This is a genomic window from Occultella gossypii (genome assembly GCF_019947135.1).
GTDB lineage: Bacteria > Actinomycetota > Actinomycetes > Actinomycetales > Beutenbergiaceae > Occultella > Occultella gossypii.
This window is the reverse complement of sequence record NZ_JAGSHT010000021.1, coordinates 181,841-197,134: the sequence shown is the minus strand read 5'-3', so window position 1 is coordinate 197,134 and position 15,294 is coordinate 181,841. Positions and strand designations below refer to the sequence as shown.

16 protein-coding genes and 1 riboswitch are annotated in these 15,294 nt (G+C 71.5%); of the genes, 4 read left to right on the top strand and 12 right to left on the bottom strand.

Annotated features, from left to right (window positions below; genetic code table 11):
• Positions 1-9: 9 nt before the first annotated feature.
• Positions 10-1,020, bottom strand: a complete 1,011-nt coding sequence (locus KCQ71_RS21910; protein ID WP_223410259.1) for an ABC transporter permease — start codon at positions 1,018-1,020, stop codon at positions 10-12.
• A 266-nt stretch (positions 1,021-1,286) separates the two neighbouring features.
• On the opposite strand from KCQ71_RS21910, the gene KCQ71_RS21905 reads away from it, so the two are divergent.
• Both KCQ71_RS21905 and KCQ71_RS21900 read left to right on the top strand, forming a co-directional pair.
• Positions 1,287-2,588, top strand: a complete 1,302-nt coding sequence (locus KCQ71_RS21905; RefSeq protein ID WP_223410256.1) for a sensor histidine kinase — start codon at positions 1,287-1,289, stop codon at positions 2,586-2,588.
• A complete protein-coding gene (locus tag KCQ71_RS21900) occupies positions 2,585-3,226 on the top strand; it encodes a response regulator (protein WP_223410254.1) in 642 nt (213 codons plus the stop codon). The genes KCQ71_RS21905 and KCQ71_RS21900 overlap by 4 nt, the downstream gene beginning before the upstream one ends.
• Here KCQ71_RS21900 and KCQ71_RS21895 read toward each other — a convergent pair whose 3' ends face one another.
• Positions 3,227-3,937: a type III secretion system chaperone family protein gene (locus KCQ71_RS21895; RefSeq protein WP_223410251.1), complete on the bottom strand. Its 711-nt coding sequence runs from the start codon at positions 3,935-3,937 to the stop codon at positions 3,227-3,229.
• A 48-nt stretch (positions 3,938-3,985) separates the two neighbouring features.
• Positions 3,986-4,684 (bottom strand): type III secretion system chaperone family protein, encoded by a 699-nt coding sequence (locus KCQ71_RS21890; protein ID WP_223410248.1) that lies wholly within the window; start codon positions 4,682-4,684, stop codon positions 3,986-3,988.
• 184 nt (positions 4,685-4,868) lie between these two features.
• On the opposite strand from KCQ71_RS21890, the gene KCQ71_RS21885 reads away from it, so the two are divergent.
• The gene (locus tag KCQ71_RS21885) at positions 4,869-5,987 is read left to right on the top strand and encodes a GNAT family N-acetyltransferase (RefSeq protein WP_223410235.1); all 1,119 of its coding nucleotides are present in this window, start codon (positions 4,869-4,871) and stop codon (positions 5,985-5,987) included.
• Between the two features lie 154 nt (positions 5,988-6,141).
• Here the strand turns inward: KCQ71_RS21885 and KCQ71_RS21880 are convergent, their stop codons facing one another.
• From KCQ71_RS21880 to KCQ71_RS21865, 4 genes are all read right to left on the bottom strand, one after another.
• On the bottom strand, positions 6,142-7,023 hold the full coding sequence (locus KCQ71_RS21880) for a VOC family protein (protein ID WP_223410233.1): 882 nt from the start codon (positions 7,021-7,023) through the stop codon (positions 6,142-6,144).
• A gap of 291 nt (positions 7,024-7,314) precedes the next feature.
• On the bottom strand, positions 7,315-8,454 hold the full coding sequence (locus KCQ71_RS21875) for an ABC transporter ATP-binding protein (RefSeq protein WP_223410231.1): 1,140 nt from the start codon (positions 8,452-8,454) through the stop codon (positions 7,315-7,317).
• Positions 8,454-10,205 (bottom strand): ABC transporter permease, encoded by a 1,752-nt coding sequence (locus KCQ71_RS21870; protein ID WP_223410229.1) that lies wholly within the window; start codon positions 10,203-10,205, stop codon positions 8,454-8,456. Before KCQ71_RS21870 ends, KCQ71_RS21875 begins: the two co-directional genes overlap by 1 nt.
• An 11-nt stretch (positions 10,206-10,216) precedes the next feature.
• Positions 10,217-11,335 (bottom strand): thiamine ABC transporter substrate-binding protein, encoded by a 1,119-nt coding sequence (locus KCQ71_RS21865; protein ID WP_223410227.1) that lies wholly within the window; start codon positions 11,333-11,335, stop codon positions 10,217-10,219.
• 56 nt (positions 11,336-11,391) lie between these two features.
• Positions 11,392-11,495, bottom strand: a riboswitch (TPP riboswitch).
• Between the two features lie 117 nt (positions 11,496-11,612).
• Between KCQ71_RS21865 and KCQ71_RS21860 the strand changes: the two genes are divergently transcribed.
• Positions 11,613-11,867, top strand: coding sequence for a DUF4235 domain-containing protein (locus KCQ71_RS21860; protein ID WP_223410225.1), 255 nt, complete (start codon positions 11,613-11,615; stop codon positions 11,865-11,867).
• Positions 11,868-11,912: 45 nt separating this feature from the next.
• On the opposite strand, the gene mnhG is transcribed toward KCQ71_RS21860, so the two are convergent.
• The 5 genes from mnhG to KCQ71_RS21835 are packed head-to-tail and all read right to left on the bottom strand — an operon-like array spanning position 11,913 to position 15,292.
• Positions 11,913-12,278, bottom strand: coding sequence for a monovalent cation/H(+) antiporter subunit G (gene mnhG / locus KCQ71_RS21855; protein ID WP_372454082.1), 366 nt, complete (start codon positions 12,276-12,278; stop codon positions 11,913-11,915).
• Complete coding sequence (locus tag KCQ71_RS21850) at positions 12,275-12,616, bottom strand: MrpF/PhaF family protein (protein WP_223410222.1); 342 nt, start codon at positions 12,614-12,616, stop codon at positions 12,275-12,277. The genes mnhG and KCQ71_RS21850 overlap by 4 nt, the downstream gene beginning before the upstream one ends.
• Positions 12,613-13,248 carry a Na+/H+ antiporter subunit E gene (locus KCQ71_RS21845; RefSeq protein WP_223410219.1) on the bottom strand — a complete coding sequence of 212 codons (636 nt, stop codon included), beginning with the start codon at positions 13,246-13,248 and terminating at the stop codon, positions 12,613-12,615. Before KCQ71_RS21845 ends, KCQ71_RS21850 begins: the two co-directional genes overlap by 4 nt.
• Positions 13,245-14,783, bottom strand: coding sequence for a Na+/H+ antiporter subunit D (locus KCQ71_RS21840; RefSeq protein WP_223410216.1), 1,539 nt, complete (start codon positions 14,781-14,783; stop codon positions 13,245-13,247). The genes KCQ71_RS21845 and KCQ71_RS21840 overlap by 4 nt, the downstream gene beginning before the upstream one ends.
• Positions 14,780-15,292 (bottom strand): Na(+)/H(+) antiporter subunit C, encoded by a 513-nt coding sequence (locus tag KCQ71_RS21835; RefSeq protein ID WP_223410214.1) that lies wholly within the window; start codon positions 15,290-15,292, stop codon positions 14,780-14,782. Before KCQ71_RS21835 ends, KCQ71_RS21840 begins: the two co-directional genes overlap by 4 nt.
• Positions 15,293-15,294: the final 2 nt, after the last annotated feature.

Sequence of the window (15,294 nt, the reverse complement as noted above, 5' to 3'; positions counted from 1 at the left end):
TGGCGGCGCTCAGCGGGCGGCGCCGAGTGCGGTGAGCGGGTCCACGGTCGCGATCCGGCGCAGTGAGGCGGCCGCCCCGACCAGGCCGAGCACCACGAGCAGCGCCGCGGGCAGCAGCACCGTGGCCGGGCCGAGCACGAACGGCACCACGGTGGCGGCGACCGCCCCGAGGCCCGCGGCGAGCGCCGCACCGAGCCCGGTCCCGAACAGCAGCAGGACGAACGCCTGCCCGACGGCGTCCCGCACCAGGTACCCGGTCGAGGCGCCGACCGCCTTGAGGATCGCGATCTCGGGGCTGCGCTGGACGGTCCAGACCGTGAAGAAGGCACCGATCACGAGTGCCGAGATGGCGAGCAGCAGGCCACGCATGAGCTGCAGGGACCCGTTCTCCGAGGAGTAGGAGCCGATCGCGTTCAGGGAGTCGGCCACGGTGACGGTCTCGGTGCCGAGGGCGGCGTCGGCGGCGGCGAGGTCCGCGGTGCCGACCCGGATCGCGAGCACGGTCGCGGCGTCCGGCGCGGTCCCGGTCATCGGCCGGTCGGCGTCCGAGATCCAGGCGACGGGCGCGTGCGAGTACGAGTCCGACCCGGCGACCGCCGCGACCTCGAGCTCGACGCCACCCACGGTGACGGTGCCACCGGCCGCCACGCCGAGATCCTCGGCGGCCTGCTCGGCGAGCACCACCTCGCCGCTGCGCACGGCGACGGGCGGCAGCGCGGAGGCCTCGTCGACGGCGAAGAACGCCACGCCCGTGGTGCGCGCTCCGGACTCGGCGCGGGTCATCCCGAGCGCGAGGGGCTCGACCGCCGCCACGCCGGCCACGTCCGCCCAGTCCGCCTGGGTCTGCGCCGGGATCACGGAGTCGGAGAACGAGATGTCCTGGTCCGCGGCCGGTGCGGCGAACACCAGGTGATCGGCGTCCAGGTCCGTGATGGCCGAGATGTTCTCGCGGCCGAGGCCGGCGGTGAGCCCGGACAACAGCACGACGAGCAGCGTGATGAGGGTGACGACGGTGCCCATCAGGGCGAATCGTCCCTTCGCGAACTTCAAGTCTCTGAGTGCTACGAACACGGGGAATCTCCAAGGTACGACTGGATGGTGGCGAGCGGCGACCGGGTGATCCGGTTCGGCCGGGCCGCCTCGTCGGCGACCTCGATCAGCGTCTCTCGCGGGCCCGGTGCGCCACATCGCTCGCCCGATGGCTCCGCGGACGGCGAAGGTCGGAGCGCGCGATCCAACGTTCGATGGATGCCGGACGCACCCCGGCTCCGTACGCTGGGATGGCCATGACGACCGCTCACCGCACCCCCGGTTCCGCCAGCGGCGCGGCGACCCCCGTGCCGTGGCTGCTCCGGCTTTGCCTGCACGTCCTCGTCGCGGTGCTGCTGATCCTCGCGGCCGTGCGGGCGTTCAACTCCGACGGCGCAGCACCGGTCGCGGTGATGGTCGTCGCCATCGTGGTGGGCCTGGTGTACGCGGCCGGCCCACTGATGGTGGGCGTGCAGCCCGGCACCCGGGCCGCCGGGCTCTGGCTCGGTGGGCTGCTGGCGGCCTGGCTGGTGCTGTTGTGGCTCACCCCGGACGCGATCTGGCTGGCGTTCGCGTGGTTCTTCCTGCTGTTGCACCTGCTGTCCTGGCGGACCGGACTGATCATGGTCGCACTGACGGCCATCGCTGCCGTGGCCGGGTTCGCCTGGCACCAGCCGGCGTTCACGCCGGCGATGGCGATCGGCCCGTTCCTCGGCGCTGCGGTCGCGGTGGCCACCGTGTGGGGGTTCCAGCAGCTGAGCACCGAGTCCGAGCGGCGCCGGGCCTTGATCGCCGAACTCCTGCAGACACGTGCCGAGCTCGCCGCTGCCGAGCGGGAGCAGGGCGTCCTCGCCGAGCGCGAGCGCCTGGCGCGGGAGATCCACGACACCCTGGCTCAGGGCTTGTCCAGCATCCAGCTGCTGCTGCTCGCGTCGGGGCGCCGGCTCGCCGATCACCCCGAACTGGCGGACGTGGCCGCACACGTGGAGCAGGCCCGGAGCACCGCCCAGGAGAACCTCGGCGAGGCCCGGCGTCTGGTCGCGGCGCTCGCCCCGGCCGAGCTGCAGGGCGGTTCGCTGATCGGGGCGCTGCGCCGGTTGTGTGCCACCACGACCGAGCGCACCGGCCTCCCGGTCACGTTCCACCTGGAGGGCGGCCCGGTCGCGCTGCCGACACCGGTCGAGGTGGCGCTGTTGCGGATCGCCCAGTCCGCCCTGGCCAACACCACCCGGCACGCCGGGGCGACCCGCGCTGCCGTGACGCTGACCGTGATGGACCAGCAGGTCGCGCTCGACGTGGTGGACGACGGCGTCGGTTTCGACGCCGCGGCCCTCACCTCGCCCGGTGCGGACCGCCCGGCGCCCGGACCCGACGGCGGGTTCGGCCTGGCATCGATGCGCTCGCGCGCCGTCGAGCTCGGCGGCGCCCTGACCGTCGAGTCCACGGCGGGGCACGGCACGGCTCTGGCCGTCACGTTCCCGATCGCGATCGACCGGACCGAGCCGGCCACCGCCGTCGGGCCTGGCCCCGACCACTCGAGCGAACGGCAGCGCCCGTGATCTCGATCCTGCTCGCGGACGACCACCCCGTGGTGCGCGCCGGCCTCAAAGCGGTCCTGGAGACCGAGCCGGACCTGCGGGTGGTGGCGCAGGCCGGCACGGCGGACGAGGCGGTGCGCGCCGCCGTCGACCTGACCTCGACCGAACCGCCCGGGCTGGACGTGGTGCTGATGGACCTGCAGTTCGGCCGGGAGATGGCCGGAGTGGACGCCACCGCGCGGATCGCGGCGCTGCCCCGGGCACCCCGGGTCCTCATCCTGACGACGTATGACACCGACGCGGACATCCTTGCGGCCGTCGAGGCGGGGGCGTCGGGCTACCTGCTCAAGGACGCCCCGCCGGAGGAACTGCTCGCGGCCGTGCGGACGGCGGCGGCCGGGCAGTCGGCGCTCGCACCTGCCGTCGCACTCCGGCTGATGGACCGGATGCGGGCACCGGACCGGTCGCTGTCCCGCCGGGAGACCGAGGTCCTCACCCTGGTGGCCGCCGGACGCTCCAACCAGCAGATCGCCCGGGAGTTGTTCATCTCCGAGGCGACCGTGAAGTCCCACCTGGTGCACATCTTCACCAAGCTCGGTGTGGACTCACGGACCGCGGCGACCGCCGCGGCGCGCAGCCTGGGGCTGATCAGGCGGTGATCACTGCGCCAGCGGGTCGTACCCGACGTTCAGCCACAGGTGTCGCGGAATCTGCTCGATGAACCCGTAGAGCAGATTGAGGTAGGGGTCGATGTTCTGGAACTTCTGCGAGCCGTGGGTCCAGAGGAAGACGTCGCGACCCTCGATCGTGATGTTGCGGCCGACGGCGTCCGGCTGCAGCAGGCGCTCCATCATCCGGGGATGAATGAGGTCGAACGGGAACCGGCCCGGCGGGCCCTGGACCCGCCAAGTCTCGTTGAAGGCGACAGATTCGAACTCGATGTCCTGACCACCGAAGAACTTCGCGATCGAGGTGCCCGCCCCGTCCGGACTCAGCTGCATCCAGGGCAGCGGGACCGGGAGCTGCAGCGCGACCACATGGTGGGTGTGCGTGGTGCTGCTATCACCGCTGCTGGTGACGTAGGTGTAGGTGAAACTCAGTGCCTGCCGGCCGTGGAAGTTGCCGGTGAAGACCTCCGTGGCTCGTCGGGATCCCCCTCGCCCGAACGGCGGGCTCTGCCACCGTCGCTCCAGGCCGTCCACCCGCGGCGTGTACTGCCAGCCCCGTGCGGCGGCCCACTGGTGGTTCGCGGCGTGCCGGCGCCGGTTCGCGCGACGCACCAGCACGACCACGAGGACGATGCCCCCGACGGGCACCGCGAAGAACAGCAGCGAGATGACCCCGCCGGCGAAGATCGCCCCCAGATCCATACTGTCTCCCCTGCTTCCGGTCGTGACGATCTTGAGTTCCGGGCCGGTTCACTCGGCCAGCGGATCGTGCCCCACGTTGAGCCAAAGGTGCCGCGGCACCAGTTGCACGATCCCGTACAGCAGGTTCAGGTAGGAGTCGACGTACTCGATCCGCTGCCGGCCGTTCGCCCACAGGTAGATGTCCTGGCCCTCGACGGTGATCGCCCGTCCGACGGCGTCCCCCTGGAGCAGGCGCTCCATCATCCGCGGGTGGATGAAGTCGTACGCGAACCGGGAGGAGGCCGCCTTCACCCGCCACGCGTCGTTGAAGGCCGCGGACTCGAACTCGATGTCCTGTCCGCCGAAGAACTTCGCGATCGCCGCGCCGGCCCCCTCCGGGGTCAACTGCACCCAGGGCAGCTCCGCCGGCAGGTGCAGCGACACCACGTGGAAGGGATGGGTGCTCCTGCTCTTCCCGCTGCCGGTCGTGTAGGTGTAGTTGAAGCTGAGGGCCTGCTCGCCCTGGAAAACCCCGGTGAGCACCTCACTCGCGCGCCGCGAACTGCCCTGCCGGAACGGCGGGCTCTGCCATCGGTGCACGAGGGCCGGAAGGGTCGCGGTGTAGGTCCAGCCGCGCCCGGCCGCCCAGGCCCGCAGCGCCTCCTGGCGCTTCTTGTTCGCGCGCCAGCCGAAGATGGCCACGACCACGAAGATCACGACGAAGATGATCCAGAAGCCGCCCTGGAACAAGCCCGCGTCGCCTGACATCCGGTTACCTCCTGGTGGCGTCGTCGGCCGGTGCTGACAAACGTCCAGCAGCGTAACAACGAAAGTGCTGCCGGCCGGCGCCCGGACGGGGGCACAACTCCCCAGCGGCCGCGTCCCAGCCGGGCCACCGGCGGAGCGCGTAAATGTCTGGCGCACCGGGCGGGCGCAGGTTCACCCTCGAGTCATGGACACCATCGCCACCACGTTCCGGATCAGCGAGGCACCGACGCCCGCCCGTTCCGACGAGACCCCCGACTGGCGGGTTCGCGGCGCCGTCGCCGTCAGCGCCGCAAGTGTGCTCGAGATCCTGGGCAACACCGACCTGGCCGACACGGCCGAGACCGTCACCGCCTCGCGCGCCAACCAGAAGACCGCCGAGAAGCACCTGCTCGTCGGCCTCGACGCCGATGCCCCCGACGGCGACCCCGACTCCGTCCTCGGCGCCGCGTGGGTGTACCTGCCACTGAAGGACAACACCCACATGGCCTTCATCGAGGTCGAGGTCCTCGCCAGGGCGCGACGGCACGGCCTCGGCGCCCAGCTCTGGGACGCCGCCGTGGCGATCGCCCGCGGCGCGGGTCGCACCAAGGTCATGGGCGACGCCGGCATTGCGACCGAGCCCGACGCCGAGTCCCCGGACGCACTGGTCCCGCCGACCGGGACCGGCCGCTTCGACCGCAGCACCCCCGGCGCACGGTTCGCGCTGGCCCGCGGCTTCGCGCTGGAACAGGTGGAGCGCCACTCCCAGGTACAGCTGCCGGTCGATCCCGAGACCCTGGTGCGGTACCGGCAGGAATCGCAGGCGAAGGCCGGGCCCGACTACGACCTGGTCACCTGGCAGGGCCCGGTGCCGCAGGAGTGGGTCGACCAGTACTGCGTGCTGCAGACCCGGATGAGCACCGACGCCCCGTCCGCCGGTCTCGATCTGCAGGAGGAGGTGTGGGATGCCGAGCGGGTCGCCAACCTCGACCAGGTGCGCGCGGCGATGGGCAAGATGACCTACGCCACGGCCGCCCGGCACATCCCCAGCGGCACCCTCGCCGGCTACACCGAGATCGACACGGCCCCCGGCAAGCCGGACGTGCTCTACCAGGAGAACACGCTGGTGCTGGCCGAGCACCGCGGCAGGCGCCTGGGCATGCTGGTCAAGGCCGCGAACCTCGAGGTGATCGCCCGCGAGGTCCCGGGCGCGCGCCGGGTGCACACCTGGAACGCCCAGGAGAACAACTACATGCTCGACATCAACGTGGCCCTCGGCTTCCGCCAGGCCAGCGTCTGGGCCGCCTGGCAGCTCACCCTCTGACCCTCGTCCGCACGCGCCCGCTCAAACACGCCTCCCCGGCACCCGTTGACGTAGCACCCGCTACGTCGAGTTCGAACCTTGCGTAGGTGCGATCCCGGCGTGGCGGGTGCGATGTCGGCGGCCGCGCGCCCGTCGTGGGATCTGCCGGGGCGCCTCAGACCGCGGTCGGGCGCACCTCGACGAGGGTCTTCCACGGGTCGTCGAACCGGAGCACGGCGCCGTCGTGGCGGCGGTCGATGCCCTGCGCGGCGAGGCGGGCGGCCAGCGCGTCCAGGTCATCGGTGGTCGGCACCTCGATGCTCACCTGGCCGAGGCCGAGCGAGGCGGCGCGCGGGCCGGCGCCCGCGCTGTTCCAGGTGTTCATGCCGATGTGGTGGTGGTAGCCGCCCGCGGACACGAACAGCGCCTGGGCGCCGAACCGGGCCATCACGTCGAAACCGAGCACGCCGACGTAGAACTGCTCCGCCACCTCGATGTCGCCCACCTGCAGGTGCACGTGGCCGATGTTGGCGACGGCGAGCTCCGGCTTGGCCAGGGTCTGGTCGGTGAGGTGCGTGCGCAGGTAGGAGTTCGGGTCGAGCGGCAGGGTGGCCATCTGCACGCCGCCACCGGCGGTGCGCGTCCACGCCTCACGCGGGCGGTCCCAGTACAGCTCGACGCCGTTGCCCTCGGGGTCGTCGAAGTAGAACGCCTCGGAGACGAGGTGGTCGGAGGATCCCGTGAAGCTGCGCGGGGCGAACCGGGCGGTGCTGTTCACGGAGCCGGCGAGACCGGCCTGGGAGTCGAACAGGATCGCGGTGTGGAACAGGCCCGCGTCGCGGCGGTTGAACTCGGGCAGGTCCTTCTCCTGGCGCAGGTGCATGATCGGCGTGGTGCCGCGGCCGAGGATGGCGCTGGGGCCCTCGTGGGTGATCACGTCGAGGCCGACGCCGGTCGAGTAGTAGGCGATCATCGCGTCCAGGTCGCGGACCATGAGGTCGACGACGCCCATGGCGGTGTCCTGCGCGAGCTGATCGTGGTGGGCGATCGTGGTCATGTCTCCGACTCCTTTTAGTTGACTCTTCAAGTATCGTACTCCAGGGAACGCCGGAGCGCCACCGGTATTCCCGTGAGCCACGCCACGGCCGGTGAGCCGGAGCACGGCTTCGTACGGACCGGCGCGACGCCCACCTAGTCACCTAGCTGTCGAGTAAGTCGTGGACACCTTCCGGACAACCGGCTACCTCGACGGCGAGGTGACTAACTCGACGACTACGCCACCACCTACATCAACGGACCCGTGACCGACGCCGCCGGCTCACCTGGAACCCGCTGGGAGGGGCCGAGCTCAGAGCGCGACGACGCCAGCCGGGTCCAGGCGCAGCCGCACCAGGTCGCCGGTGCCGATCGCGGCGATGCCCGCGGCAACGGCGCGCTGCTCGCCCCAGTCGGGCAGGTCCACCATCACGGTGGTGCGCCCGCGCGAGAACCCGACGGCGGTGACTCGCCCGGTCAGGTCGCCGTCGCCTCCCGAACCGGGCGCTTCCGCGGAAGGGGCAGGTGTGCGCGGCGACCTCGCCGCACCTTCCGAAGCCTCGCCACCCACGCCGTGGCCGCCGGACCCCGCCGCTTCCGCGGACGCGCCCGCGCCGCCGCCCAGCGCGTCGGCCCAGCCGTCCGCCGACTCGCCGCCCACGCCGTCACCGGCCACCACCCCGACCACCTCGAGCGCCCGCGGTCCGAGCCCGAGCCGCCCACCCCCGTGGGCGGCCACCACCCGGTACCCGAGGAACGCGGCCACGTCGGCGTCCGCGGGCGCGGCCCACAGCTCGGCGGGACGGCCCACCTGCACGAGTTCGCCGGCGCGCATCACCGCGACCCGGTCGGCGACGGTGAACGCCTCGTCGTGGTCGTGGGTGACATACAGGGACGTGGTCCCGGCGCGGCGGAGGATGTCGTGCAGGTCGCTGGCCAGGCGCTCGCGCAGCGACCGGTCCAGCGCCGAGAGCGGCTCGTCCAGGAGCAGCAGCCGCGGCCGGGGCGCGAGCGAGCGGGCCAACGCGACCCGCTGCTGCTCGCCACCGGACAGCGTCACCACGGGGCGCCGCTGGTACCCCGCGAGGCCGACCAGCTCCAACAGCTCATCGACCCGGTCCCGACGCTCGGCGGCAGGGACCCGGGCCATCTCAAGCCCGTAGGCGACGTTCCCGGCGACGTCCCGGTGCGTGAACAGCTGCCCGTCCTGGAACATCAACCCGAACCCCCGCCGGTGCACCGGGACGTCACGCAGATCGGCCCCGTCCCAGGCGACCCGCCCGGCGGTGAGCGGCTCGAGGCCGGCGACGGCACGCAGCAGTGAGGACTTGCCGCACCCGGACGGCCCGAGCAGGGCGACCACCTCGCCGACCGCCACGTCGAGATCCACCCCGGCGACCGCCGTCGTACCGGCATAGGTGACCACGGCCCCGGCGACGCTCAGACCGCTCATCAGAACTCCCCTGCCCCTTCGTGACGCAGCCGTTCGGCCACGCCCATGATGGTCGCCGTGAGCACCGCCAGCACCACGGACGCGGCGAGCGCCATCCCGTAGTTCTCCGGGCCGGGCCGCCCGATCAGCCGGAAGATCACCACAGGCAACGTGGGCCGGTCCGGGCGGGACAGGAAGGACGTGGCCCCGAACTCACCGAGCGAGACGGCGAACGCGAACCCGATGGCAAGCCCGAGGGAGCGGATCAGGAACGGTCCGTCCACGGTGAGCAGCACCCGCCACGGCGCCGCACCGAGCACGCCGGCGGCCTCCCGCAGATGCGGGTCGATGGCACGCAGTACCGGCAGCACGGTGCGCACCACGAGCGGGATGGCCACCACGGCCTGCGCGATCGGGATCAGGACCGCCGAGCTGCGCAGATCCAGCGGCGGGTGGTTCAACGTGATCAGGAACCCGAACCCGACCGTCACGGCCGAGACCCCGAGCGGCAGCATGAACACGGCGTCGAGCCACCACACCGCGCGCCGCCCGAGCGGGTTGCGGGGGCGCCGCGAGACCACGAGCGCCACGAGCGTGCCCATCACGACGGCGAGCACGGTGGCGTCCACGGCGATCCGCAGCGAGTTCGCGGCGGCCTCCCAGACCGTCACGGTCAGCGCGTTGTCCCCACCGGTGGTGCCCAGCGCCGCGTAGTTGCCCAGACTCCACCCGTCCGGGGTGCGCAGGGAGCGGACGAGCAGGTTCCCCAAGGGGAGTGCGAGCAGGACGATGACGACGGCGGAGGTCACCACGGTGGGAAGGAGGTCGCCTCCAGGACGGCTCCGGTTCCACAGGCGCAGCCGCTGCGCGGTCTGCTCGTCGGCGGGCCGGCCCTGCAGGTCAAGCGCGCGTTCGCGGCGGGCGCGGGCCCGCGAGAACAGGGCCAGGGACACCCCGACCACCACGAGCTGGACCACCGAGAGCACGGCTGCGGTGCGCAGGTCCAGGAACTGGGTGGTCTGGATCCAGATCTCGGTCTCGATGGTGCCGTACCGGGTGCCGCCGAGGACCATGACCACCCCGAACGCGGTGGCGCAGAACAGGAACACCACGGACGCGGCGGATGCGATGGCCGGGGTCAGCGCGGGCAGGGTCACGGTCAGGAACGCCCGCCACGGTGGAGCGCCGAGGGCGCGGGCGGCCTGCTCGGTGCGCGGGTCGAGGCGCTCCCACAGGCCACCGACCGTGCGCACCACCACCGTGTAGTTGAAGAACACGAGCGCCAGGACGATCGCGGTGAACGTGCCGTCCAGGTGCAGGAAGCCGAGTGGGCCGCCCTCGGTGAGCAGTGACCGGAACGCGACGCCGACCACCACGGTCGGCAGCACGAACGGCACCGTGACGAACGCCCGCACCAGCGCCCGGCCGCGGAACGTTCGCCGGTACAGCAGGTACGCGCCGGGCAGCCCGAGCAGCACCGCGAGGGTGGTGCCGAGCAGGGCCTGGACCAGGGTGAGCCGGATGATCCGCCAGGTCCGGGGGCGGGCGAACACCTCCGCGAACCCGGAGAGGTCGAGGGCGCCGTCGGTGGTGAAGCCGCGGCCGACCAGTGCCGCGACCGGCCAGGCGAAGAACACGGCGAGGAACGCGAGCGGGATCGCGCCCGCGACGACCCAGGCGATGGTGCTGCGCCGTGGAACCCTGCCGGCCGACCCGGGCCTGCCCCGGGCGCGCCCCGCCGTGTTCCGCATGTCCTTCACGTGGCCGGACATCGATGCGATCCTCAGCCGATCACCGTGTCGGTCCAGGTCTGGATCCAGGCGTCCCGGTTCGCGGCGATGTCCTCGGGCGCGACCTCGAACGGCTCGGGGGCGAGCGGGGCGAAGGTGGTCCAGGACTCGGGCAGCTCGACGGTGTCGTCGACGGGGTAGACGTACATCTGGCCGGGGATGTCGGCCTGCACCGCCTCGGTGAGCAGGAAGTCGATGAACGCCCTGGCCCCCTCGGGGTTCTCGGCCCCGGCGAGCACCCCGGCGTACTCGACCTGCCGGAAGCAGGTGTCCAGCAGCGCGCCGGTGGGGGCGGTGTCCTCGCCCTCGGCCACCTCGAACGCCGGCGACGTCGAGTAGGAGAGCACGATCGGGTAGGCACCGGCGCCGGTGGAACCGGAGAAGTCCACCGAGTACGCGTCCGACCAGCCCTGGACGACCTTGAGCCCGTTCGCGGACAGGTCCGCCCAGTAGTCGACCCAGCCGTCCTCGCCGAACGCGCCGACGGTGGCGAGCAGGAACGCGAGCCCGGGTGAGGAGGTGGCCGGGTTGGACACGACGGTCAGGCCCTCGTACTCGGGGGCGAGCAGGTCCTCGAGCGTGACCGGTTCGGCGATGCCGTGCTCGGTGAACCAGGTGTGGTCCACGTTCAGGCAGACGTCGCCGACGTCGATCGGGGTGAGCGAGCCGGCGTCGTCGGCGAGGTACTGCTCGGCGCTGGCGGGCAGGTCCGCGGGTGCGTACGGCTCGAACACGTCGGCGTCGATGGCCCGGCTGGCGAACGAGTTGTCGACGCCGAACGCGACGTCCCCGAGCGGGGAGTCCTTGGTGAGGATCAGCTGGTTCACGAGGGCGCCGCCGTCGCCGGGGGCGCTGAACTCGAGGGTGTACCCGGTGTCGGCCTCGAACGCCGTGATCAGGTCCTCGGAGAGGTTGAACGAGTCGTGCGTGACGACCCGTACGACACCGCCGCCGCTCGCGCTCGGGTCGGCGCCGCCGTCGCCCTCGTCGCCACCGGCGAGGGAGCAGCCGACGAGCGCGACCGCGGCGAGGGCGGCCAGCCCCGTCGCGGCGCGACGGCGCCCGGCCGGCACGGGCGCCGGGCCCTGGGTTCTACGTGCATGGTGGAACATGTGCGTCCTCCTCAACTGGAATTGAGAAGGGGTCCAGGCGGTGCGTGAACACCACATGGGAGAGGAACTCGACTCCCTTCGCCGGTGCTAGCCGGAGCAGGTTCGAGGGTCTGCGGCGGGCCGCACTCTCAGCGCTGGTGGCGCTCCCCTGTCGTTATGGGGCCAACGGTACACCGCGGCCGAGGCACCGGTGCCCGGGTGCCCACTCGCCGGGCGGGGGCCGGTCCGCGCCGGATAGGGTGGCCGGAGCCGATCCGCAATCACCAGGAGTGCTCGCATGAACGCACAGAAGATCGTGACCACCATCGCCGCCATCGCTGCGGGGTTCGCGGCCAACAAGCTGATCTCCCTGGTGTGGAAGGGCGTCACCGGGCACGAGCCGCCCACGGGCGACCCGGACGACGGCGAGATCAGCCTCGGCGAGCTGGTGGTGTTCGCGGCGGTGAGCGGCGCCGTGGTCGCGTTCGCGCGGACGTTCGCCACCCGGACCGCCGGCAAGTGGATGTCACGCGGGGACATCGAGAAGGCCTGAGCCGAACGGGTCAGGGTCAGCTGCGGCCAGCTGGCCCGTCCGCGTTCAGCGGTCCGCCTCCTCGCGCGCGGCCCGCAGGTCATCGGTGAGTTCGTCGACCACCAGCAGATCCGAGCGCACCTTGCCGGTGCGGTAGCCGGCCCGGCCCACCATGTGCGCCGACACGGGCGCGGTGATCAGTTGGAACAGCACCACGAGGGTGAGCTTCCAGGTCACCTGTGAGGTGCCGAGCGCGAGTGCGAGGCCGGCCATCATGAGCACCAGGCCGAGCACCTGGGGCTTGGTCGCGGCGTGCATCCGGGCCAGCAGGTCCGGGAACCGGGTCACCCCGATCGCGGCGATCAGGGTGAGCAGGCTGCCCAGGACAAGGAGCACCGAGGAGGCGACCATGGCGATGTCCGAGACGTTCACGACTCCTCCTCCAGCTCGGCCCGCACCTTGGCGTCGGCCTCGGCGATCTCCTCAGGAGTGAGGATGCGGCGCTCCTCGTCGGGCTCCGCGGCGGCGAACCGGGCCAGCGTCACCGACCCGACGAACCCGACGAGCGCGAGCACCATGAGGACGGGCACCAGGTCCACCCGGCCGGACCACGCGGACAGGATCGCCAGGCATCCGATGATCGCAGCCACCATCACGTCGATCGCCACGATCCGGTCGAGCATGCTCGGCCCGCGCTCGACCCGGCTCATGGCAAGTATCGCCGCGGCCGTGAGCAACACCCCACACGTGATCAGCACACCCACACTCATCGGGTCACCGTCCCTTCGCCGTCGGTGGGACGGCCATTGTCGACGGCGGAGGCTGCGTTCGGTCTGTTGCCGCGGCTCCGCTTCCACGGCCGGGGCGGCAGGCCCGCCTCGGCGATGTCGGCGTCCGTCGCGAGCGCGTAGAGCACGCGCCGCTCCTGGGCGAGCACGTCGGCCTTCGCCTTCTCGACCCCGCCCACGGTGGGCACGTCCAGGATGTGCACGTACAGGGTGCCAGAGAGCCGGTGGGCCTCCACGATGATGGAACCGGGTACGAGCGAACACAGCACCGCGGTCAGGGTCAGGAACAGGTCGGAGTGCCCGCGCAGTGGCACCCGGATCACGGCGCCGTGCGGGTCTCGCCCGAACCGCAGGGCCTGCCCTGCCACCTGCACGGACGCCATCGCGACGTCCACGGCGAACTTCCCCAGCAGGATCGCGGTGCCGATGACGGAAACCCGGCCCTCGAAGCCGATCCGGGGCATCGGCATGACCGTCATGACGAACAGCCCGATGAGCACACCCACGAGCACGTTCGCCAGGCTCAGCTCGCCCCAGAACAGCACCCACAATGCCGTCAGCCACAACACCATCGGGAACTTCTCGAGCCACGTGCGCGGTCCGCCCGCCCTCATCCGTCGTCACCCCCGGCCGCGTCGGAGTCGCCCTCGCCGCGGTCACCATGGACCAGGACCGCATCGATGTAGGGGGTCTGCGCCTGCAGGTCCCGGGCGGCGGCATCGGTGTAGTTGTACAACGGGCCTCCGATCACGGCGAACAGCACACCGAGGGTGGCCAGGACGGCGGTGGGCCCGAACATCGAGCGCGGCGTGCTCTCGTTGGGCAACTTCTCGGGGGCATCCTGCCAGAACGCCTTGTTCCAGGCCTTGACCACCGCGTACAGGGTCAGCAGAGACGTGAGCAGGCCGGCGGCAACGGTCGCGAGGGCCAGCGACGACCCGAGTTCCAGGCCCGCCTGGAGCAGGCCGACCTTGCCGAGGAAGCCGGACATCGGCGGGATCCCGGCGAGGTTCATGGCGGGCACGAAGAACAGGATCGCGAGCGCCGGGGCGAGTTTGCCCAGGCTGCCGAGTTTCTCCAGCGAGGTGGTGCCACCGCGGCGCTCGATGAGGCCCGCGACCAGGAACAGCGCTGTCTGCACGGTGATGTGGTGGGCGACGTAGAAGATGGCGGAGGACAGCCCGGTCTGGTTCGCCAGTGAGATCCCGAAGATCATGTAGCCGATGTGACTGACCAGGGTGAAGGACAACAACCGCTTGATGTCGTCCTGGGCCACCGCGCCGATGATGCCCACCAGCATGGTCAGCAGGGCCGCCCACATGAGCACTGTGTCCAGGGCGCCATCGGTGAACAGCAGGGTCTGCATCCGGATGATCGCGTACACGCCGACCTTGGTCAGCAACCCGGCGAACACCGCCGTGACCGGGGCCGGCGCCGTCGGGTAGGAGTCAGGCAGCCAGGCCGAGAGCGGGAACACCGCGGCCTTGATCGCGAAGCCCATCAGCAGCATCACCTGCAGGACCAGGCGGACCCCGGGGTCGATGTCGAGCAGCCGCTCGGACAACTGGGCGAGGTTCAGCGTTCCGGTGGCCGCGTAGATCATCGCGATTGCGATCAGGAACAGGATCGAGGACAGCAGCGAGACGATCACGTAGATCGACCCGGCCCGGATCCGTTCGCCGGTGCCGCCGAGGGTGAGCAGCACGAACGAGGCCGCGAGGAGGATCTCGAAGCCGACGTAGAGGTTGAACAGGTCCCCGGACAGGAACGCGTTGGCGACCCCGGCGGCGAGGACGAGATACGTCGGGTGATAGATGGCGACCGGGGCGCCCTCGTTGCCGTCGGCGATGCCCTGGGCGAGCGAGTACAGGAGCACGCAGAGCAGCACGATGGCCGAGACGAGCAGCATCAGGGCGGACAGCCGGTCGCCGACGAGGGCGATTCCGACCGGGGCGGACCAGCCGCCGACGTTGACCACCTGCGGACCCTGGGTGTGAGTGACGAAGATGAGGCCGACGGCCACGGCGAGGACCAGGCTCAGGGCGGCGACGGAGATCGCACCCTGCACCCGTGGCCGGCGGGACATGGCCAGGGCCAGGCCCGCCGCGATCAGCGGGATCACCACGGGCAACGGAACGAGCCAGTTCATGATCGTCGTCCCGTCACGTCGTCGTCCTCGGCGCCGAGCTGGGGCCCGTGGCCGGTGACCAGGGGGACCTCCTCGGTCTCGTCGCGCGCCTCGGCGGCCTCGATGGCCAGGTTGGTGCCGACGTCGTCGTCCCGCTTGTCCACCGCGCCACGCTCGGCGCGGCGCGCGATCCGGCGGTCCTCGAGGTCGTCCTGCACCTCGTCATGGCCGTGCAGCTGCCAGCTGCGATAGGCCATCGCGAGCACGAACGAGGTCAGACCGAGGTTGATCACGATCGCGGTGAGGACCATCGCCTGCGGCAACGGGTCGGCCATGTCCTCAGGGGGGCCGCTGCCGATGAGCGGTGGCCCGCCGGCCGCTCCCCCGGCGATCAGCATCAGCACGTTGACGCCGTTGCTGATCAGGGTCACCCCGATGATCACGCGGGACAGGCTGCGTTCCAGGAGCAGGTACACCCCGGTGCCGACCAGTACGCCGACCACGATCGCGAGCGTGACGTTGGGCGTCATGT